Origin of the sequence: Streptomyces sp. CB02058 (genome assembly GCF_001905505.1) — a bacterium.
Lineage (GTDB): Bacteria > Actinomycetota > Actinomycetes > Streptomycetales > Streptomycetaceae > Streptomyces.
This window is the reverse complement of record NZ_LIPG01000008.1, coordinates 152,576-172,148: the sequence shown is the minus strand read 5'-3', so window position 1 is coordinate 172,148 and position 19,573 is coordinate 152,576. Positions and strand designations below refer to the sequence as shown.

Below are 19,573 nucleotides of genomic sequence, written 5' to 3'. Positions count from 1 at the left end.
CGGGACCTCGGCTATCGTGCCCGCGCAACGGGGTCGGCAGCCGGAGTCTCTGGAGCGTCGTGGGCCATTCGCAGGGCAGTCACCGTGCAGCACGCGGCGGCCGGCGTACGGGGCAGGCCCCGGCGCGGGTCCCGGCCCCGGCGCCGCCGCGCTCCCTGCACGAGGAGCGGACGATCGTCGCCGGGCTGCGGCCCGGCCGCGTGCCGGTCCACGACCCGACCGTGCTGGACACCCCGCTGGTGCCCCGGCAGCCGGCCGTACGCGGGCAGCCCGGGGGGCACCGCGCTGCCCGGCGCCACCGGAGCCGCCCCGACGGGCTGCTGCGGCTCGTTCCCCGGGCCCTGGTCCTCGCCGTGCTGGCCGGCGGCACCGCCGCCTTCCTCGCCCAGGACAAGGCCGTCAGCGTCAGCGTGGACGGCACCTCCCGCACCCTGCACACCTTCGCGGACGACGTCGGGGAGCTCCTCGACGCGGAGGGCGTCAGGCTCGGCAGCCGCGACCTCGTCGCCCCCGCCCCGGGCACCGGGCTCGACGACGGTGACGAGGTCGTGGTCCTTCGGGAGGCGCACGGGTCCCTGCCCCTGCCGCTGCCGGGCGGCGGACTCCCGGCCCCGTGGCGGCCGTAGGCTTGACGGGTGAGCACCACAGAGCCCGACGCCCTCCTGGGCCCCGCAGACATCCGCGAGCTGGCCGCAGCGCTGGGCGTACGCCCCACCAAGCAGCGCGGCCAGAACTTCGTCATCGACGCCAACACGGTCCGCAGGATCGTCCGGACCGCCGAGGTGCGGCCCGACGACGTGGTGGTCGAGGTCGGGCCCGGCCTGGGCTCACTGACCCTGGCCCTGCTGGAGGCGGCCGACCGCGTCGTCGCCGTGGAGATCGACGACGTGCTCGCGGGCGCCCTGCCCGCCACCGTCGCCGCCCGGCTGCCCGGGCGCGCGGACCGCTTCGCCCTGGTCCACTCCGACGCGATGCTGGTCACGGAGCTCCCCGGCCCGGCGCCCACCGCGCTGGTCGCCAACCTTCCGTACAACGTCGCGGTGCCGGTGCTGCTCACCATGCTGGAGCGCTTCCCCACCATCGAGCGGACGCTCGTGATGGTGCAGGCGGAGGTCGCCGACCGGCTGGCCGCCCGGCCCGGCAACAAGGTCTACGGCGTCCCGTCGGTCAAGGCCAACTGGTACGCCGACGTCAAGCGCGCCGGGTCCATCGGCCGCACGGTCTTCTGGCCCGCGCCCAACGTCGACTCGGGTCTGGTGTCCCTGGTCCGGCGCACCGAGCCGCTCCGCACGACCGCCAGCAGGACCGAGGTCTTCGCCGTCGTGGACGCCGCCTTCGCCCAGCGCCGCAAGACGCTGCGCGCGGCCCTGTCGGGCTGGGCGGGCTCGGCACCCGCCGCCGAGGCGGCCCTCGTCGCGGCGGGGATCTCGCCGCAGGCACGCGGCGAGGCACTGACCGTCGAGGAGTTCGCCGCCATCGCCGAGAACAAGCCGGAGCCCTCCGCATGACCCACAGCGTCACCGTCCGCGTACCCGCCAAGGTCAACGCCCAGCTCGCCGTCGGAGCCCCGCGCCCCGACGGCTTCCACGACCTGGCCAACGTCTTCCTCGCCGTCGGCCTGTACGACGAGGTCACCGTCACCCCCGCCGACGAGCTGCGCGTCACCTGCTCGGGGCCGGACGCCGCCCAGGTCCCGCTGGACACCACGAACCTCGCGGCCCGCGCCGCGATCGCGCTGGCCGCCCGGCACGGCATCGCCCCCGACGTGCACATCCACATCGCCAAGGACATCCCCGTCGCGGGCGGCATGGCGGGCGGCAGCGCCGACGGCGCCGCCGCCCTGCTGGCCTGCGAAGCCCTGTGGTCCACCGGTGCCTCCCAGGACGAACTCCTCGCGATCTGCGCCGAGCTGGGCAGCGACGTGCCGTTCAGCCTCGTCGGCGGGGCCGCGCTCGGCGTCGGCCGGGGCGAGCAGCTGACACGCCTGGACGTCGGCGGCACCTTCCACTGGGTCTTCGCCGTCGCCGACGGCGGGCTCTCCACCCCGGCGGTCTACGGCGAGTTCGACCGGCTCACCGCGGGGACGGACGTCCCCGAGCCCGCCCCGTCGGCCGCTCTCCTGGCCGCCCTGCGCTCCGGCGACACCACCGCGCTCGCGGACGCCCTCGGCAACGACCTCCAGCCGGCGGCGCTCTCCCTGCGCCCCTCGCTCGCCGACACCCTCGCGGCGGGCACCGCGGCGGGGGCCCTGGCCGCCCTGGTCTCCGGCTCCGGGCCGACCACGGCGTTCCTGGTGTCCGACGCGGAGTCGGCGCACAAGGTGGCCGACGCGCTGCTGGCGTCCGGCACCTGCCGCGAGGCCCGGACCGCGGTGTCGCCCGCCCCGGGTGCCACCGTCGTCTGACGACCGGCAGTCCGCCGTCCGGCACCGGTAGGCCGTCCGGCACCGGTACGTCGTCCGACGGCCGGTACTCAGACGGGAATTGAGTACGGTCGCGCTGCCGCCCCCGGGGGGCCCGGCGCGACCGTGGTCGCATGGGATCACACGTTCGGGAACTGGCCGAGGCCACACCCGCCACCCGCGACCGCTACATCGATCTGCTGCGTGTCGGCTCGCTCGGCACGGTCGTCCTCGGCCACTGGCTGATGGCCGCCGTCACCGGTGACGGGGTCGGCAACCTCCTCGCCGTCGTGCCGGAGCTGCAACCGCTGACCTGGGTCCTCCAGATCATGCCGGTGTTCTTCTTCGTCGGCGGCTTCTCCCACGCGCTGTCCTACCGCTCCCTGCTCCGCAGGCGGCCGGAGGGTTCCACGGACTCCGTCTACCCGTCGTTCCTGCGGGCCCGGCTGCAACGGCTCCTGCGGCCGACCATGGTGTTCGTGCTCGTGTGGGGCGCCGCCGCGCTCCTCGTCCAACTCCTGGGCGGTGGCGGCGGACTGACCGGAGTGACGCTGCGGCTGGTGACCCAGCCCCTCTGGTTCATCGGGATCTATCTGGCGATGGTCGCCTTCACCCCGGCCCTGCTGAAGCTCCACGACCGGTACGGCTGGGGCGCGTTCGCCGCGCTCGCGGGAGCCGCCGCCGCGGTCGACCTCCTGCGCTTCGCCGCGGGCGTCCCCCACGTCGAGTTCCTCAACTTCGCCTTCGTCTGGCTCGCGGTGCACCAGCTCGGATTCCTGCGCGCCGACGGCCGTATCCGCAGGCCCGCGCTCCTCGCCGGTGCCGGGCTCGCCGCCGCCGTCGCGCTGGTGGCCCTCGGCCCGTATCCGCTGTCCATGGTCGGCATGCCCGGCGAGAAGATCAGCAACATGGCGCCGCCCACGCTCGCCCTCCTCGGCCACGGCCTCTGGCTGGTCGGGGCGGTCGAGCTGCTGCGCGCCCCCGGTGCGCGGCTGGTCGCCCGGCCTCGCGTCTGGCGCGCCGTCGTGGCCGCCAACGGCGTCGCGATGACCGCCTTCCTCTGGCACCTCACCGCGATGCTCGGCGTCTACGGGGCGATGCTCGGCCTCGGCGTCCCGCTCCCCGAGCCGGCCACCGGCGCCTGGTGGGCACAGGTCCCGCTGCGGATCGTGGCCGCCGCCGCGCTCACCGCCGCCCTGGTCGCCGCCTTCCGTACGTTCGAGCGGCCCGTCCGCGTCGCCCCCGGCCGGGCGGCGATCGGCGCGGGTGCCGTCTCGGCGATCGGCGTGACCCTTGCCCTGCTCGGCGTGCTGGGCCTGTCGATGGTCGGATACGCGGGACTCCTGGAAGGGCACACCGCGCTGCTGATCGCCTTCCACGTCAGCGCCCCGGCGGCCGTGGCGATGGCCTTGGGCGGCTGGCTGCTCGTCGAACGCGCCGGGCGGTGAGCCGGGGGCCCCGCGGCCCGGGGGAGGAGCGTCCGGCGCGCGGGAGGCCCCTCAGCCCAGCTTCAGGGTCTTCCTCGCCAGCTCGTACGCCGGGAGCATCTCCTCGTGCTCCTGGGAGTCCAGCCCGCCCAGGTGCACCACGACCGGCCCCCGGGGAGTGGCGACCGCGAAGGCGCGCTCGGTCTTCGGCTCGTCCAGCAGTTCGCCGCTCACCGTGTACGTGACCTCGACGGCCGGCGCCGAGCCCGCCTCGGTCTCCGTGTACGCGGCCTTCGACGCGTTCCGGTCGCCGGCCACGAAGTCCTCCAGCGCCGCGCGCGGAGTGGTGGAGGCGCCCTTGCCCTGCCAGACCCGCATGTAGCCGATGTTCCCGGCCGGTTTGGCGTCGATCTCGCAGACCATCGTGGCCGAGCCCTGCCGGCCCAGTGCCGCGAGGTCGGAGCCGGGGTCCACCTCCACGGCCCCGGGCTTCCAGTCCGCCGCCACGTCGAAGGTCACGGGGAGCTCGCAGGCCGACCCGGCGCCGCCCAGCGAGACGCCCTTCCCGGGCCCGGTGCTCTCCGCGGCCTTCGCGGGCGCGCTGTCGCCGTTCTTGCCGTCGTCCGGGGCCGTGCCGCCACCGGACGAGGAACAGCCGGCCAGCACCGCCGTCGCCAGGACCGCCGGAATCAGTGCCCGTATCGCGCGACGCTTCATGAAGTCCCCACCCCAGAGATGTTCCGAACCGCTCCGACCTGGGGTTACTCCCCATGATCGATCGCCGCACGCTATCGCACCCCGCGCGGCGACTACTCTGGGACGTCGAGCGGTCCCCGACGCAGGGATCCCCGAGGCAGGAGTGAAATGGCCGTCAATCTGGTCAATGTCGAGCAGGTCAGCAAGGTGTACGGCACCCGTGCCCTGCTCGACGGTGTATCCCTCGGGGTGTCCGAGGGCGACCGGATCGGCGTCGTCGGCCGCAACGGCGACGGCAAGACGACGCTCATCCGGATGCTGGCCAAGCTGGAGGAGGCCGACAGCGGCCGGGTCACCCACAACGGCGGGCTGCGCCTCGGTGTCCTCACCCAGCACGATTCGCTGGACCCGAAGGCCACCATCCGGCACGAGGTGATCGGCGATCTCGAGGACCACGAGTGGGCCGGCAGCGCCAAGATCCGCGATGTGCTGACCGGGCTCTTCGGCGGTCTCGCCCTCCCCGGCTTCGAGCACGGCCTCGACACCGTGATCGCCCCGCTCTCCGGTGGCGAGCGCCGCCGGATCGCCCTGGCGAAGCTGCTCATCGCCGAGCAGGACCTGATCGTGCTCGACGAGCCGACCAACCACCTCGACGTCGAGGGCATCTCCTGGCTCGCCGGACACCTGCGGACCCGGCGCTCGGCGCTCGTCTGCGTCACCCACGACCGGTGGTTCCTGGACCAGGTCTGCACCCGCATGTGGGACGTCCAGCGAGGCGCCGTCCACGAGTACGAGGGCGGCTACAGCGACTACGTGTTCGCGCGGGCCGAGCGGGAGCGCATCGCCGCGACCGAGGAGTCCAAGCGGCAGAACCTGATGCGCAAGGAGCTGGCCTGGCTGCGGCGCGGTGCTCCCGCCCGTACGTCCAAGCCGCGCTACCGCATCGAGGCGGCCAACGAGCTGATCGCCGATGTGCCGCCCCCGCGCGACACCAGCGAGCTGATGAAGTTCGCCAACGCCCGCCTCGGCAAGACCGTCTTCGACCTGGAGGACGTGACCGTCCAGGCCGGGCCCAAGACCCTGCTCACCCACCTCACCTGGCAGCTCGGTCCGGGCGACCGCATCGGCCTGGTCGGCGTCAACGGCGCGGGCAAGACCTCGCTGCTGCGGGCCCTCGCGGAGGCCTCCCGCAGCCAGGGCGACGTGCAGCCCGCCGACGGGAAGATCGTCGTCGGCAAGACGGTCAAGCTCGCCTACCTCTCCCAGGAGGTCGCGGAGCTCGACAAGAACCTGCGCGTACTCGAAGCCGTCCAGCAGGTGCGCGACCGCGTCGACCTGGGCAAGGGCCGGGAGATGACGGCCGGGCAGCTCTGCGAGCAGTTCGGCTTCGCCAAGGAGAAGCAGTGGACGCCGGTCGGCGACCTGTCCGGTGGTGAGCGCAGGCGGCTCCAGATCCTGCGACTGCTGATGGACGAGCCCAACGTCCTCTTCCTCGACGAGCCCACCAACGACCTGGACATCGAGACCCTGACCCAGCTGGAGGACCTCCTCGACGGCTGGCCCGGATCGATGATCGTGATCTCCCACGACCGGTTCTTCATCGAGCGGACCACGGACAAGGTGATGGCCCTCCTCGGCGACCGGGCGCTGCGGATGCTGCCGCGCGGTATCGACGAGTACATCGAGCGCAGGCAGCGCATGGAGGAGACGGCGACACCGGCCTCCGCCGCGGGCTCCTCCGCGCCCAAGCCGGCCGCCGCCGAGGCCGTTTCGCCGCAGGCGGCGCGTGCCGCGAAGAAGGAGCTGCAGAAGGTCGAGCGGCAGCTCGACAAGATGTCGACCAGGGAGACGGCACTGCACGCGCAGATCGCCGACAACGCCACGGACTTCGAGAAGGTCGCCTCGCTCGACGCCGAACTGCGTGAACTGGTCGCGGAACGCGATGTGCTGGAGATGCGCTGGCTGGAACTGGCCGAGGACGCGTGATCTCCCCGATGTGATCGCCGGTGCCCGTGGGACGGGTGGTGAGTGGGTGGTACAAAGAACCCCTGCCCGTTCCGGGGCACCGTACGCGATTCGCACGAAGGGGGACGTGCTGATGACCCAGCCGCCCGGCCAGCAACCGCCGCAGGGAGGCTTCGGGGCTCCGTACGACCCGCCGCAGGGGACCCCTCCGCCGCAGCCCGGCTACGGCTACCCGCCGCAGCAGCAGCCCGGGCCGTACACCCAGCAGCCGGGCCCGTACGGGCAGCAGCCGGGCCCGTACACCCCTCCGCCGCAGCCCGGCCCGTACGGTCAGCAGCAGTCCGGCCCGTACACCCAGCAGCAGTCCGGATACGGCTTTCCACCGCAGCCGCCGACCGTCCCGTCCCCCGCGGCGGGCGGCCCCGGCGGCGGTGGCCGCTTCAAGGGCAGGACCGGCGTGGTCATCGGCGCGGTGCTCGCCGTGCTGCTGGCCGCGGGCGGGATCTGGCTGGCCACCGGCGACGACGGGGGCGGGACGAAGAAGCCCGTCGCCGGACCCGGCGGCGACGGGAAGAACGGGAAGAAGCCGACCGCCTCGCCCACCTCCAAGGAGGAGAAGAGCTTCGCCGGACCGACCGCCGCCGAGCTCAACGCGGGCCGCAAGCCCGGCGAGGCCAAGGTGGCGTGGCTCCAGGAGAACGGCGTCGACCTCCCGCAGTACGGGGAGGAGACGCACGGCCCCTGGTTCGCCGGGGACATCGTCGCCAAGGGCATGTACCGCAAGGTGACCGGCTACGCGGTGACCGACGGGGCCGAGCGGTGGAGCCTGCGGCTGCCCACCGACATCTGCGCCTCACCCACCGCCCCCACCGCCGACGGCAAGGTCGTCGTCGGCGTCGAGGACAACGTCTCGGAGTCGGAGGCGTCCTGCTCGGTCCTGCAGATGATCGATCTGCGCACCGGCAAGGCCGGGTGGAAGAAGACCGTCGACCGCTCCGACCTCACGGACGGCCTCTCGCACGTCGCCATGTCGATCAGCGGGAACACCGTCACCTTCGGGCGCAACTCCGCGTCGAACGCCTTCCGGGTCAGCGACGGCAAGGAGCTGTTCGGCAAGCGTGAAGGCGTCTGTCAGCCCTTCGCGTTCACCGGCGGAGAGCGGATGATCGCGGCCGTCAGCTGCCAGGCCGAACCCGCGGACCCGGTCCGCCAGCAGGTCCAGGAGGTCGACCCGGTCACCGGAGCGCCGAAATGGACGTACGAGCTGAAGGCCGGCTGGTCCGTCGCGCACATCTACTCCGTGAGCCCGCTCGTCGTCTCCATCAAGCAGCCGGAGAAGTGGGCCGTCCTCGTCCTCGACGACAACGGGAAGTACCGCTCGCAGATGGCCGGCGGCGACGAGGAGTACGCCGTGCGGTGCGGCGAGGAATCCGTCGAGACGGGCAGCAACCTGGACGGCTGCGCGGGAGTCGCGGCCGACGCGAGCAGGTTCTACCTCGCGACCCTGCCCCTGCCCGGCGGCGCCGAGAAGAGGCTGACCAACAAGGTCGTCGCCTTCGACCTCGCCACCGGCAAATCGGTCTGGAAGGCACCGGCGCCCGAGGGGCAGATCATGATGCCGCTGCGCATGGACGCGGGGAAGGTCGTGGTCCATGTGCAGGCCTACTACCGCACGAGCGGCGCGATCGGCACGCTCGACCCGTCCTCCGGGACGTCGGCGACCGTGCTGAAGCACCCCGCGTCGGCCGCCGAGACCGAGAGCGCGCTGTACGAGCCGAAGGCCGTTTACCGGGACGGCCGTTCCTACCTCCTTCCGCAGCGCATCAGCGCGGACGAGGACGAGGAGGAGATGGCGGCGACCGCCGTGCTGGTCTTCGGCGAATAGGGGCCGGACCGGGGAGATTCCGTGAAAGGAACTCCCGGTGCGCGCAGTTGACGGAGTGTCGGTCGAAAGGCCGCATCCGCGGCCCCGGCAGGCGCGTAACGAGGGCATCACGGGCCGGTTCTCCCTTGGGAACAGGGGATGGACCGATCCGGTGCCCTCCATGGTGCGGGTGGTACAAAGAAGCCCCGCTCGACTGTCTTGACGCCGCGGAAGCCATGCCCGATTCGCTCCTTTCCGGGGGGAATTCAGAGAGTTCTCGTATCCGGCCCTCTGAGCCCAGCGGAATCGCGGGGGAGACCGAACCGGGCACCGGACCGCACGAAGGGGGACGTGCTGATGACCCAGCCGCCCAGCCAGCAACCGCCGCAGGGGGGCTCCGGGGTTCCGCAGGACCCGCAGGGCACTCCTCAGCCGCCCCAGCAGCCGCCGACACCTCCGGCGGCTCCGCCGCAGATGCCGCCCACGCCCCCTCAGACGCCGCCGCCCACGCAGCCGGGCTACGGCTATCCGCAGGCACCCGGCGCGCAGCCCGGTTACGGCTACCCGCAGGCACCCGGCCAGCCCCAGGCCGCCCCCGGTCCGTACGCCCAGCAGCCCGGCCCCTACGGCGCACCGTCGGGTCCGTACGCGCAGCAGCCCGGTCCGTACGGCCAGCAGCCCGGTCCGTACGGCCAGCAGCCCGGCCCCTACGGGCAGCAGCCGCCCGGCGGTTACGGCTATCCGCAGCAGCAGTACCCCGGCGCGCCGACCGCCCCGGGCGGCTCCGGCGGAGGCCCCTTCAAGGGCAAGCCCGCCGTCGTCATCGGCGCGGCTCTCGCCGCGCTCCTCGTCGTGGGCGGCGGCATCTTCCTCGCCACGAGCGGCGGGGACGACCCGAAGAAGCCCGTCGCGAAGACGAGCAGCGGCGCCCCCGAACCGACCGGTTCGCCCACCGTCGACCAGGGCGACGGCAAGGGCGACGGTCGCGAGGCCGAGGACGACCTCAACGCCGGCCGCAAGGCGGGCGAGGCCAAGGTCCTCTGGCTGACGACGAACGACGTCGACCTGCCGCGCAACGGCGCCGACGTGTACGGCCCGTGGATCGTCGGGGACACCCTGGTCAAGGGCATGTACCGCTCGGTCTCCGGCTATTCGGTGGCCGACGGCAAGAAGAAGTGGAATCTCGCGCTGCCCGCCGACATGTGCGCGGCACCCGCGACGGCCACCGCCGACGGCAAGATCGTCATCGGCGTGAAGAACGGCACCACGGACAAGGCCGACTGCGCCGACCTCCAGATGATCGACCTGAACACCGGCAAGGCCGGCTGGAAGAAGTCGATCACGAAGAACGGCACCTGGGACCTGCTCTCGGACATCGGCCTCGCGATCAGCGGGGACACCGTGACCGTGGGCCGCACCAGCAACTCCAACGCCTACCGGGTCAGCGACGGCAAGGAGCTGTTCGGCAAGCCGTCGGGCAACTGCCAGCCGTTCGCCTTCGCCGGCGGGCCCAAGCTGATCGCCGCGTCCAGCTGCCGTACGGACGACGTGAACAACCCTCAGCACCAGGTCCAGGAGGTCGACCCGACCACCGGAAAGCCCAAGTGGACGTACAAGCCGAAGCGGGGCTGGGAGGTCGACAAGGTCTACTCGGTGAGCCCGCTCGTCGTCTCGCTGACCCAGCCCGAGGAGAAGAAGTGGTCGATCCTCGCGCTCAAGGAGAACGGAACGCTCCGTTCCCAGCTGGTCGGTGACAAGGAGGACAAGTTCTCCGTCGACTGCGGCCACGACTTCGCGATCTTCGGCCAGAAGCTCGAAGGCTGCACCGGTCTCGCCGCCGACGCGAACACCTTCTACATGATGACCGAGGACGACACCAGCGGCACCGGCCGCACCAACAAGGTCATCGCCTTCGACCTCAACACCGGCAAGCCCAAGTGGAAGGCCGCCGCCCCCGCCGAGCGCACCATGAAGCCGCTGCGCATGGAGGGCGGCAACGTGCTGGTCTACCTGGAGCCCTCGTACGACAAGGGCGGGGCGATCGCGACGATCGCGCCCACCGGAGGCGCACCCAAGGTGGTGCTCCAGCACCCGGACTCCACGACGCAGATCGAGAACTTCTTCTCCTCGACGATCGCCTACGCGGGCGGCCGCTCCTTCATCGTCAGCGAGCGCGTCAGCGCGAGCAACGACGAGGAGGAGAAGGAGCAGACGACCATGATGGCCTTCGGCAAGTGACGGCCGAGCACGGCAACCGCAGCCCCTTCTTCTCAGACCCCGCAGAGGTACGTACGCCATGAGCCAGCCGCCCAACGAACCGCCCCAGGGCGGATTCGGCGCCCCCCAGGACCCGCCGCCCGGCGGATTCGGCGCCCCCACCCCGCCGCCCGCCGACCCGCTCGGCAAGCAGCCCTCGGCCGCGCCGCCGACCCCGCCCGCGGGTGGCTACGGCAGCCCGCCGCCCCCGCCGGCCGGTGGTTACGGTGCCCCGACCCCGCCGCCCGCCGGCGGCTACGGCACCCCGCAGACGCCGCCGCCCGGACAGCCGCCGCAGAACCCCGCGTACGGCTACCCGCAGGCGCCGCCCCCCGGACAGCCGCCCACCCAGCCCGGCTACGGCTTCCCGCAGGGACCGCCCCCCGGACAGCACGGCATGCCCCCGCAGCAGGGTTACGGCTACCCGACGGCCCCGATGCAGCCGCAGTACGCCACCCCGCAGCCGGGCGGCGCCAAGAAGCTCGGCACCCAGGCGAAGATCATCGTCGCCGCGGTCGTCGCCGTGGTCCTGATCGTCGGCGGCGGCGTCATCTACGCCTCCAACGGCAGTGACAGCGGGAAGAAGGACGAGGCGTCGTCCGCCGGAACCACCGGTGGCGAGAACAAGGGCGGCGAGAGCGGAGGACTCGGCGGCGGCAGCGAGAAGGCCCCCGCCGACACCGCGTCCAAGGTCGGCTTCCAGCTCCCGCACCCGAAGGTCACCGACACCACGACCGTCGACGGCTCCTGGGTCACCGACAAGGCGTACGTGAAGACCGGCGTGTACGAGATCGTCGGTTACGACCTCGCCAAGGGCACCAAGCTCTGGTCGATCCCGCTGACCGGTCAGCTCTGCGCCGCCTCCCGGCACATGAGCAAGGACTACAGGACGGCCATCGTCTTCGAGGACGGCAAGCCGACCGCGGAGAACAAGTACCCCTCCTGCACCCAGGTCGGCGCGCTCGACCTGGCCACCGGCAAGCTGGCCTGGAGCAAGTCGGTCACCTCGACGACCGGCGGCGACGAGCCCGTCAGGTTCAGCGAGATCACGCTCAGCGGCACCACGGTCGCCGCGGGCGGCACCAGCGGCGGCGCGGCCTTCAAGCTCACCGACGGTGCCGAGCTCTGGAAGCCGAAGGCCGACACCAACAACTGCTCGGACCGGGGATACGGCGGCGGCGAGGCCCTGGCGGTCGTGCGCAGGTGCGGCAGCTACGACGAACCGCAGCTCACCATCCAGGCGCTGGACCCGAACACGGGCGCACCGCTCTCCTCGTACGCCATGCCGGCCGGTGTCGAGTACGCGAGCATCGTCTCCACGAAGCCGCTCGTCGTCGCGGCCGACGTCGGTGACACCGCCGGTGACGGCAGCGGCATCTCGGACTTCTTCTCGATCGACGCGGCCACCGGCAAGCTCATCGTCCGGATCTCCGCCGACGCGGACAAGTACGCGGCGGAGTGCGGCTCCACCGAGGTCGAGACGTGCCACTCCCTGGCCGTCGGCAACAACAAGCTGTACGTGCCCACCGAGGAGCACGACGGCGGCGGCGAGTACGGCGACACCAACGAGATCGTCGCCTTCGACCTCACCACCGGCAAGCTCCTCGGCGGCAGGGCGGACGCGGGCGACGACTACACACTGACCCCGCTGCGCATGGACGGCTCCAACATCATCGCGTACAAGGAGCCCCCGTACGACAAGGGCGGCCAGGTCGTCTCCATCGACGGCGCCACCTTCAAGGAGACCGTGCTGATGGTCAACCCGGACACGGAGGCGGTGCGTGACGCGGAGACCAGCTTCTCCATCGACTACTCCGAGTTCATCTACGAGAAGGGGCGGCTGTTCATCTCCGAGAAGATGATCAGCGAGCCCAGCAAGAGCGCCAGTTCGCTGGACGACAAGCAGTATCTCGTGGTGTCCTTCACCACCGTCTGACCCGCACGACCCCGTTCGCGGGGAGTTCCGACGGCCCTGCCGGTTGATCATCCGACCGGCAGGGCCGATCGTTTTCCGACGGGCAAGTAGCCCTGAATAACGCAGAATTCGGCATTCTGGGGGGCTTCTGCCCAGTAGAGGGCGCACAGCGTCGAACAAGCGTGTAGCTTGCCGGGTCAGAGGGGCCGGGGGGCCTGTTCAGGGTTACGCAGCGGTACGGCGCTGCACACATGGGGGCTTTTCGATGGGCGTGCGGCTCATGGTGGTCGATGACCACCGCCTGCTCGCCGAGGCACTCGCCTCGGCACTGAAACTGCGCGGGCACAGGGTGCTCGCCGCTGCCGCGCCGACGTCCGGGTCCGCGGAGCTGGTGGTCAGCAGGGCACCCGAGGTCTGTCTGTTCGGCACCGCGACGCCCGCCGAACCCGGCGTGTTCGACCCGATCGTGCGGATCGGACGGGAACGCCCGCAGGTGGCGGTGGTGGTGCTCGGCCCGGTGCCGAGCCCGCGCGGGATCGCGGCGGCCTTCGCCGCGGGTGCGGCCGGCTACGTACGCCACGACGAGCGCATCGAGGGCGTCGAACGGGCGATGGTCAAGGCCCGCGCCGGAGAGACCGCCGTCGCCCCGCAGCTGCTGCGGGGGGCGTTCGCCGAGCTCCTGCACCCGGCGGTCCAGCCGGACGACGAGGGGCAGCGGCTGCTGCGGATGCTCACCCCGCGCGAGGTCGAGGTGCTGGTGCGGGTCGCCGAGGGCGAGGACACCCGGCTGATCGCCGCCGGGATGGGGATCGCGCCGAGCACCGCGCGCACCCACGTCCAGCGGGTGCTGATGAAGCTCGGCGTCGGCTCCCGGCTGGAGGCCGCGGCGCTCGCGGCGCGCACCGGTCTGCTGGACAGGGCGGCGGGTACGCCGCAGGGGCCGGACGGCCTCGCGTGAACGCGTGACGGTCCGGCCCCCGCTCGTGCCGGTCGGCTCTCCCGCGTAGGGGTCAGCTCTCCGGTGTGTCCGGGGCCTCGTCGGGCACCTGGGCCGGGCGCAGCTTCATCCAGACGAGGAAGAAGAGCCCGAGCGCCAGCATGGCCAGGCCGGTCCAGAGGTTGATGTGGACGCCCTCGGCCTTCTTCAGGTCGGCGTCGGACGGGTTGATGCCGGCGATGGTGACGATCACTCCGTAGACCACGAAGAGACCGCCGATGATCCGCCGGATGTCGAAGAGCCGGGCCGCGGTCGCGGACTTGCGCTCCAGTGCGGAGACTTCCTTGTGCAGGTCGGACATGGTGAGTGCCTCCGATCAGAGTGAGTAGGGCAGGTAGCAGAGGGCGGCGAGGACGATGGCGCCCCAGCCGAGCAGGGCGGGCCTGCGGTACCAGGCGCTGTCGCCCTCCTCCGGTGCCTCGTCGGCGTCCGGGGACTCCGTCCCGTAGACCAGCCCGGCCAGTTCGGCCTCCGGCTTGGGGGCGGTGAAGAGGGTGACGGCGACCATGACGACCGCACCCGCGACGAATCCGACGATGGCGGAGACGAAGTTGGCGCCCTGGTCGGACGGGATGTCGATGATGCCCTGCTTGTAGATGACGAAGTAGTTCACCATCGCGGCCGTGGTGCCCGCGACGAGGCCCCAGACACCGGACTTCATCGAGGCGCGCTTCCAGAACATGCCGATGATGAAGACGACGAACATCGGGACGTTGAAGAACGAGAACAGCGTCTGGAGGTACGTCATGATGTTGGAGAAGCTGGCGGCGATGAACGCCGTGCCGATCGAGGCCAGCACACCCACGGCCGTGATCAGCCGGCCGAAGCGCAGGTAGTACTCGTCCGGCTGGTCCTTCTTCACGTACCGCTGCCAGATGTCCGTGGTGAACACCGTGTTGAACGACGACACGTTGGCGGCCATACCCGCCATGAACGCGGCCAGCAGACCGGTCACCGCGATGCCGAGCACACCGTTGGGCAGGAGCTCCCGCATCAGGACCGGGATGGCGTCGTTGTACGTGAGGTCCGATCCCGCCGTGCCGATCCTGGGCACGACGACCGCCGCGACCAGGCCGGGGATCATCACGACGAAGACGATGAAGATCTTCGGGAACGCGGCGATCAGCGGGGTGCGCTGGGCGGCGGACAGGTTCTTCGCGGACAGGGCGCGCTGGACCTCGGCGAAGTTGGTGGTCCAGTAGCCGAAGGAGAGCACGAAGCCGAGGCCGAGGATGATCGTCAGCCAGTTGGCGCCGAGCGGGTTGGCGTCACCGATGCCGGTCCCGCCCCAGGCGGAGAGGAAGTTCTCGCCGTGACTGCGCTCCAGCGACCCGGTGAGCCCGTCCCAGCCGCCGACGCGCTTGAGGCCCAGCAGGGTCAGCGGTATCAGGGCGGCGAGGATGACGAAGAACTGCAGCACCTCGTTGTAGATCGCGGAGGAGAGTCCGCCGATGGTGATGTAGAGCAGGACGAACACACCGGCGACGACGATCGCGACCCAGCGGTCCCAGCCGAGCAGCGCCTCCACGACGATCGACAGGGCGTAGAGGTTCACGCCCGCGATGAGTATCGCCGCGAAGGCGAAGAGTATGGAGCTCAGCAGGTGCGCCGACTTGTCGAAGCGCTGGAGCAGGAACTCCGGCACGGAGCGGACCTTCGAGCGGTAGTAGAACGGCATCATCACCAGGCCGAGGAAGACCATGGCGGGGATGGCGCCGATCCAGTACCAGTGGACGACCGCGACGCCGTACTGCGCTCCGGTCGCCGCCATGCCGAGGATCTCGGTGGCACCGAGATTCGCCGCGACGAAGGCCAGACCGGTCACCCATGCGGGCAGTGACCGTCCGGAGAGGAAGAAGTCGAGGCTGGTCTTCACACTGGCCCGGGCGGCGAAGCCGATGCCGAGCACCACGACGAAGTAGATCGCCAGAATTGTGTAATCGAGCCCGTTCGTGGGGAGCCGGAGCCCTTCGGCCAGATAGTGCATGGGGGGTACTCGCTTCGTTGCGCGAACTGAACCCGTCGGAACCTACGCCTTTGTGTTCAGAAAATGAACAGCTCTCATGACGTTCTTTGTTTGATCGTGATCGCACGGGTTGATATGTCCGGATCTGGTGGCCCACGGTCACTGTCCGTTCACAGGAATCGGCGGCATTGACTGTCGTGTTGGCTTGTGATTTGTTATGTGCGGTTCTGTTTAGAGGGCGTTACATGGAGGAGCCTGGTGAAGAAGACGGTTACGACCCTCGCCGACGGCCGTGAGCTGATCTACTACGACTCCGCGGACGACACCGTCCGCGACGCCGTCGACCGGCGGCCCCTGGACGCCGTCTCGACGTCCTCGGAGATCCGCCGCGATCCGCTGCTCGGCGACTCCGTCGCGATCGCCTCCCACCGGCAGGGGCGCACCTACCACCCGCCGGCCGACGAGTGCCCGCTCTGCCCCTCGCAGGAGGGCAGGCTCAGCGAGATCCCCGACTCCGGCTACGACGTCGCCGTCTTCGAGAACCGCTTCCCCTCGCTCGCCGGGGACTCCGGCCGCTGCGAGGTCGTCTGCTTCACCTCCGACCACGACGTGTCCTTCGCCGGCCTCACCGAGGAACAGGCCGCACTCGTCCTGGAGGCCTGGACCGACCGCACCGCCGACCTCGCCGAGCTCCCCCAGGTCGCCCAGGTCTTCTGCTTCGAGAACCGGGGCGCCGAGATCGGCGTCACCCTCGGCCACCCGCACGGACAGATCTACGGCTACCCCTTCGTCACCCCGCGCACCGAGCAGATGCTGCGCTCGATGGAGAGCCACCGCGCCGACACCGGCCGCAACCTCTTCGACGACGTCGTCGCCCGCGAACTCGCCGACGGCGACCGCGTCGTCCTGGAGGGCGAGCACTGGGTCGCCTTCGTCCCGTACGCCGCGCACTGGCCCTACGAGGTCCACCTCCACCCGCGCCGCCGCGTGCCCGACCTGCGGGAACTCGACCAGGACGCCCGCACAGAGTTCCCACAGATCTATCTGGAACTCTTGAGGCGATTCGACCGGATCTTCGGCCCCGGCGAGCCGCCGACCCCGTACATCTCGGCCTGGCACCAGGCGCCCTTCAGGGCGCCCGGCCGCGAGGAGTTCGGACTGCACCTGGAGCTTTTCACCATCAGGCGGACCTCCGGCAAGCTGAAGTTCCTCGCGGGCTCCGAGTCCGGCATGGGCGTCTTCATCAACGACGTGCCGCCGGAGGCCGCGGCCCAGCGACTGCGAGAGGTAGCGAGCGAATGAGCAGCACCGGCAAGAAGTACCTGGTGACGGGTGGTGCGGGATACGTCGGCAGTGTCGTCGCCGCGCATCTGCTGGAGGCCGGCCACACCGTGACCGTCCTGGACGACCTGTCGACCGGCTTCCGCGAGGGCGTCCCCGAGGGCGCCGAGTTCATCGAGGGCCGCATCCAGGACGCCGCCGAATGGCTGGACGCCTCCTACGACGGAGTGCTGCACTTCGCGGCGTACTCCCAGGTCGGCGAGTCCGTCGTCGACCCGGAGAAGTACTGGGTCAACAACGTCGGCGGCACCACCGCCCTGCTCGCCGCCATGCGCGACGCCGGGGTCCGGACGCTGGTCTTCTCCTCCACCGCGGCGACCTACGGCGAGCCGGTCTCCAGCCCCATCACGGAGACCGACCCGACCGCGCCCACCAGCCCCTACGGCGCCTCCAAGCTCGCCGTGGACCACATGATCACCGGTGAGGCGACCGCCCACGGGCTGGCCGCGGTCTCCCTGCGCTACTTCAACGTCGCGGGCGCCTACGGCAGCTGCGGCGAGCGCCACAGCCCCGAGTCGCACCTCATCCCGCTGGTCCTCCAGGTCGCCCTCGGGCAGCGCGAGTCGATCTCCGTGTACGGCGACGACTACCCGACCCCGGACGGCACCTGCGTACGCGACTACATCCATGTCGCCGACCTCGCCGAGGCCCATCTGCTGGCCCTGGAGAACGCCACCGCGGGCGAGCACCTCATCTGCAACCTCGGCAACGGCAACGGCTTCTCCGTACGCGAGGTCATCGAGACCGTCCGCCAGGTCACCGGCCACCCGGTCCCCGAGACCGCGGCCCCCCGGCGCGGCGGCGACCCGGCCGTCCTCGTCGCCTCCGCCGCCACCGCCAGGGAGCGGCTCGGCTGGAAGCCGTCGCGCGCCGACCTGGCCGCCATCGTCGCCGACGCGTGGACGTTCGCCCGCCGAGAGGAGCCCACCGCACCATGACCGACAACGCCGAGCTGACCGCCTCCTTCACCGAGCTCTACGGGAGCGCGCCCGAGGGGATCTGGGCAGCACCCGGACGAGTGAACCTGATCGGTGAGTACACCGACTTCAACGACGGCTTCGTCATGCCGCTCGCCCTCCCGCACACCGCCCGCGCGGCCGTCGCCCGCCGCACCGACGGACAGCTGCGGCTGCACTCCACCGACGTACCGGGTGGCGTCGTCTCCCTCCGCGTCGACGAGCTGACCCCGCACTCCGGCCACGGCTGGGCCGCCTACCCCGCCGGGGTCGTCTGGGCGCTGCGCGAGGCCGGGCACCCGGTCACCGGCGCGGACATCCAGCTCACCTCCACCGTCCCGGTGGGCGCCGGACTCTCCTCGTCGGCCGCACTGGAGGTCGTCACCGCGCTCGCGCTCAACGACCTCTTCGAACTCGGCCTGAGCGCACCGGAGATCGCGGTGCTCGGCCAGCGAGCCGAGAACGCCTTCGTCGGTGTGCCCTGCGGTGTCATGGACCAGATGGCCTCCGCGTGCTGCACCGAGGGCCACGCCCTGCACCTCGACACCCGCGACCTCACCCAGCGCCAGGTCCCCTTCGACCTGGCCGCGCACGGGCTCCAGCTGCTCGTCGTCGACACCCGGGTCAAGCACGCCCTGGGCGACGGCGCGTACGCGGAGCGCCGGGCCGGCTGCGAGGCGGGAGCCAGGGCGCTCGGCATCGGCACCCTCCGCGACCTTCCGTACGAGGGTCTGGAGGCCGCGCTGGACAAGCTCCGGGCGTCGGACGAGGACGAGTCCGTCGTGCGCTACGTCCGCCATGTGGTGAGCGACAACCGCCGGGTCGAGCAGGTCATCGCGCTGCTCGACGCGGGCGAGGTGCGCGCGGCGGGCCCGGTGCTCAACGAGGGGCACGTCTCGCTCCGCGACGATCTGCGGGTCTCCTGCCCCGAACTGGACCTCGTGGTCTCGGCCGCGAACGAGGCAGGGGCGCTCGGCGCGAGAATGACCGGGGGCGGCTTCGGCGGCTCGGCGGTCGTCCTGGTCGAGGAGGCGGCGGCGGACACCGTCGCCAAGGCCGTGACGGAGGCCTTCACTTCCGCCGGTTACGCCGCCCCAGGAGTCTTCCCCGCCGTTCCCTCGGCCGGTGGCCGGCGGCTGGTTCCAGCTGCTTGACGAAGATGAACTCCACGACGCCGGGCGGATAGTCCTCGACCGCGCCGACCACCTCGTACCCCTGGTTCCGGTAGAAGCCGGGGGCCTGGAAGTCCCAGGTCTCCAGCCGGGACCGGGTGCAGGACCGGTCGTCGCGGGCGAGGCGCTCCGCCTCGGCGAGCAGCCGCGCACCGTGGCCCAGGCCACGGTGGCGGGCGTCCACCCAGAGCAGGTCCACATGGAGCCAGTGCGCCCAGGTCCGCCCGCTCAGCCCGCCGGCCAGCGCGCCCTCGTCGTCCAGCAGCCATATCTCCAGCGGCAGTTCGTGCTCGGCCGGGGTGGAGTGCAGGGCGCGCAGCTGCGGTGATCCGTCCCTGTTGTCGTCGTGCAGCCGACGGCCCAGCAGAATACGACGTTCCTTGTCTACTTCTGTCTCAAGACGGAACATGAACAACACCCTAAACACCTCGGGTGGTCAGTTCCGCGAATCGCCTTCCGGCGCCCACCCGCTTCCGTACGCTGATGCTCAGCACCGGTGGGGGCCGGTGTCGTTTCAGGGGACGAGACAGTCGGATACGACGCCCGGGGCGGGTGGCGGCCGGCACACGGCGGCGGCCGTGGGCCTGCGGTTCACCGGAGTGCTCCGGGTGTCGTGT

Annotated in this window: 15 protein-coding genes and 1 pseudogene; 12 read left to right on the top strand and 4 right to left on the bottom strand. The window is 71.3% G+C overall.

Annotated features, from left to right (window positions below):
- The first annotated feature begins 59 nt into the window (after positions 1–59).
- The 4 genes from AMK10_RS38825 to AMK10_RS34055 all read left to right on the top strand — a co-directional run bounded on the left by AMK10_RS38825 (position 60) and on the right by AMK10_RS34055 (position 3,849).
- Positions 60–626 (top strand): ubiquitin-like domain-containing protein, encoded by a 567-nt coding sequence (locus AMK10_RS38825; protein ID WP_073753195.1) that lies wholly within the window; start codon positions 60–62, stop codon positions 624–626.
- Between the two features lie 9 nt (positions 627–635).
- Positions 636–1,508: a 16S rRNA (adenine(1518)-N(6)/adenine(1519)-N(6))-dimethyltransferase RsmA gene (gene rsmA, locus AMK10_RS34065; RefSeq protein ID WP_073753193.1), complete on the top strand. Its 873-nt coding sequence runs from the start codon at positions 636–638 to the stop codon at positions 1,506–1,508.
- Positions 1,505–2,404: a 4-(cytidine 5'-diphospho)-2-C-methyl-D-erythritol kinase gene (locus AMK10_RS34060; RefSeq protein ID WP_073753191.1), complete on the top strand. Its 900-nt coding sequence runs from the start codon at positions 1,505–1,507 to the stop codon at positions 2,402–2,404. The genes rsmA and AMK10_RS34060 overlap by 4 nt, the downstream gene beginning before the upstream one ends.
- A 131-nt stretch (positions 2,405–2,535) precedes the next feature.
- Positions 2,536–3,849 (top strand): acyltransferase family protein, encoded by a 1,314-nt coding sequence (locus AMK10_RS34055; protein WP_073753189.1) that lies wholly within the window; start codon positions 2,536–2,538, stop codon positions 3,847–3,849.
- Between the two features lie 51 nt (positions 3,850–3,900).
- Here the strand turns inward: AMK10_RS34055 and AMK10_RS34050 are convergent, their stop codons facing one another.
- On the bottom strand, positions 3,901–4,545 hold the full coding sequence (locus tag AMK10_RS34050) for a lipoprotein (RefSeq protein ID WP_073753187.1): 645 nt from the start codon (positions 4,543–4,545) through the stop codon (positions 3,901–3,903).
- Positions 4,546–4,692: 147 nt separating this feature from the next.
- Between AMK10_RS34050 and AMK10_RS34045 the strand changes: the two genes are divergently transcribed.
- The 5 genes from AMK10_RS34045 to AMK10_RS34025 all read left to right on the top strand — a co-directional run bounded on the left by AMK10_RS34045 (position 4,693) and on the right by AMK10_RS34025 (position 13,482).
- On the top strand, positions 4,693–6,510 hold the full coding sequence (locus AMK10_RS34045) for an ABC-F family ATP-binding cassette domain-containing protein (RefSeq protein ID WP_073753185.1): 1,818 nt from the start codon (positions 4,693–4,695) through the stop codon (positions 6,508–6,510).
- A gap of 112 nt (positions 6,511–6,622) precedes the next feature.
- Complete coding sequence (locus AMK10_RS34040; protein WP_073753538.1) at positions 6,623–8,374, top strand: outer membrane protein assembly factor BamB family protein; 1,752 nt, start codon at positions 6,623–6,625, stop codon at positions 8,372–8,374.
- A 336-nt stretch (positions 8,375–8,710) separates the two neighbouring features.
- A complete protein-coding gene (locus tag AMK10_RS34035; RefSeq protein ID WP_198959853.1) occupies positions 8,711–10,591 on the top strand; it encodes an outer membrane protein assembly factor BamB family protein in 1,881 nt (626 codons plus the stop codon).
- A 58-nt stretch (positions 10,592–10,649) separates the two neighbouring features.
- On the top strand, positions 10,650–12,545 hold the full coding sequence (locus AMK10_RS34030) for an outer membrane protein assembly factor BamB family protein (RefSeq protein WP_073753183.1): 1,896 nt from the start codon (positions 10,650–10,652) through the stop codon (positions 12,543–12,545).
- A 244-nt stretch (positions 12,546–12,789) separates the two neighbouring features.
- Positions 12,790–13,482, top strand: coding sequence for a helix-turn-helix transcriptional regulator (locus tag AMK10_RS34025; RefSeq protein ID WP_073753182.1), 693 nt, complete (start codon positions 12,790–12,792; stop codon positions 13,480–13,482).
- A 52-nt stretch (positions 13,483–13,534) separates the two neighbouring features.
- On the opposite strand, the gene AMK10_RS34020 is transcribed toward AMK10_RS34025, so the two are convergent.
- A complete protein-coding gene (locus AMK10_RS34020) occupies positions 13,535–13,822 on the bottom strand; it encodes a hypothetical protein (RefSeq protein WP_073753181.1) in 288 nt (95 codons plus the stop codon).
- Positions 13,823–13,837: 15 nt separating this feature from the next.
- Positions 13,838–15,508 carry a sodium:solute symporter family protein gene (locus AMK10_RS34015; RefSeq protein WP_073753180.1) on the bottom strand — a complete coding sequence of 557 codons (1,671 nt, stop codon included), beginning with the start codon at positions 15,506–15,508 and terminating at the stop codon, positions 13,838–13,840.
- Between the two features lie 237 nt (positions 15,509–15,745).
- Between AMK10_RS34015 and galT the strand changes: the two genes are divergently transcribed.
- Genes galT through galK form a run of 3 tightly spaced genes read left to right on the top strand, consistent with a single transcriptional unit; the run spans position 15,746 to position 18,938 of the window.
- Positions 15,746–16,789: a galactose-1-phosphate uridylyltransferase gene (gene galT / locus AMK10_RS34010; protein WP_073753179.1), complete on the top strand. Its 1,044-nt coding sequence runs from the start codon at positions 15,746–15,748 to the stop codon at positions 16,787–16,789.
- Positions 16,786–17,766 carry a UDP-glucose 4-epimerase GalE gene (galE, locus tag AMK10_RS34005; RefSeq protein WP_073753178.1) on the top strand — a complete coding sequence of 327 codons (981 nt, stop codon included), beginning with the start codon at positions 16,786–16,788 and terminating at the stop codon, positions 17,764–17,766. Before galT ends, galE begins: the two co-directional genes overlap by 4 nt.
- Positions 17,763–18,938: a galactokinase gene (gene galK / locus AMK10_RS34000; protein WP_073753177.1), complete on the top strand. Its 1,176-nt coding sequence runs from the start codon at positions 17,763–17,765 to the stop codon at positions 18,936–18,938. The genes galE and galK overlap by 4 nt, the downstream gene beginning before the upstream one ends.
- Here galK and AMK10_RS33995 read toward each other — a convergent pair.
- Positions 18,928–19,365 (bottom strand): annotated as a pseudogene (locus AMK10_RS33995) (GNAT family N-acetyltransferase); the annotation flags it as partial. The gene galK and the pseudogene AMK10_RS33995 overlap by 11 nt on opposite strands.
- Positions 19,366–19,573 lie beyond the last annotated feature (208 nt).

Bases quoted from the DNA above. Each gene is read 5' to 3' on its own strand.
- AMK10_RS34060 (WP_073753191.1), top strand. From the start codon at position 1,505: ATGACCCACAGCGTCACCGTCCGCGTACCCGCCAAGGTCAACGCCCAG.
- AMK10_RS34055 (WP_073753189.1), top strand. From the start codon at position 2,536: ATGGGATCACACGTTCGGGAACTGGCCGAGGCCACACCCGCCACCCGC.
- AMK10_RS34050 (WP_073753187.1), bottom strand. From the start codon at position 4,545: ATGAAGCGTCGCGCGATACGGGCACTGATTCCGGCGGTCCTGGCGACG.
- AMK10_RS34045 (WP_073753185.1), top strand. From the start codon at position 4,693: ATGGCCGTCAATCTGGTCAATGTCGAGCAGGTCAGCAAGGTGTACGGC.
- AMK10_RS34040 (WP_073753538.1), top strand. From the start codon at position 6,623: ATGACCCAGCCGCCCGGCCAGCAACCGCCGCAGGGAGGCTTCGGGGCT.
- AMK10_RS34035 (WP_198959853.1), top strand. From the start codon at position 8,711: ATGACCCAGCCGCCCAGCCAGCAACCGCCGCAGGGGGGCTCCGGGGTT.
- AMK10_RS34030 (WP_073753183.1), top strand. From the start codon at position 10,650: ATGAGCCAGCCGCCCAACGAACCGCCCCAGGGCGGATTCGGCGCCCCC.
- AMK10_RS34025 (WP_073753182.1), top strand. From the start codon at position 12,790: ATGGGCGTGCGGCTCATGGTGGTCGATGACCACCGCCTGCTCGCCGAG.
- AMK10_RS34020 (WP_073753181.1), bottom strand. From the start codon at position 13,822: ATGTCCGACCTGCACAAGGAAGTCTCCGCACTGGAGCGCAAGTCCGCG.
- AMK10_RS34015 (WP_073753180.1), bottom strand. From the start codon at position 15,508: ATGCACTATCTGGCCGAAGGGCTCCGGCTCCCCACGAACGGGCTCGAT.
- galE (WP_073753178.1), top strand. From the start codon at position 16,786: ATGAGCAGCACCGGCAAGAAGTACCTGGTGACGGGTGGTGCGGGATAC.
- galK (WP_073753177.1), top strand. From the start codon at position 17,763: ATGACCGACAACGCCGAGCTGACCGCCTCCTTCACCGAGCTCTACGGG.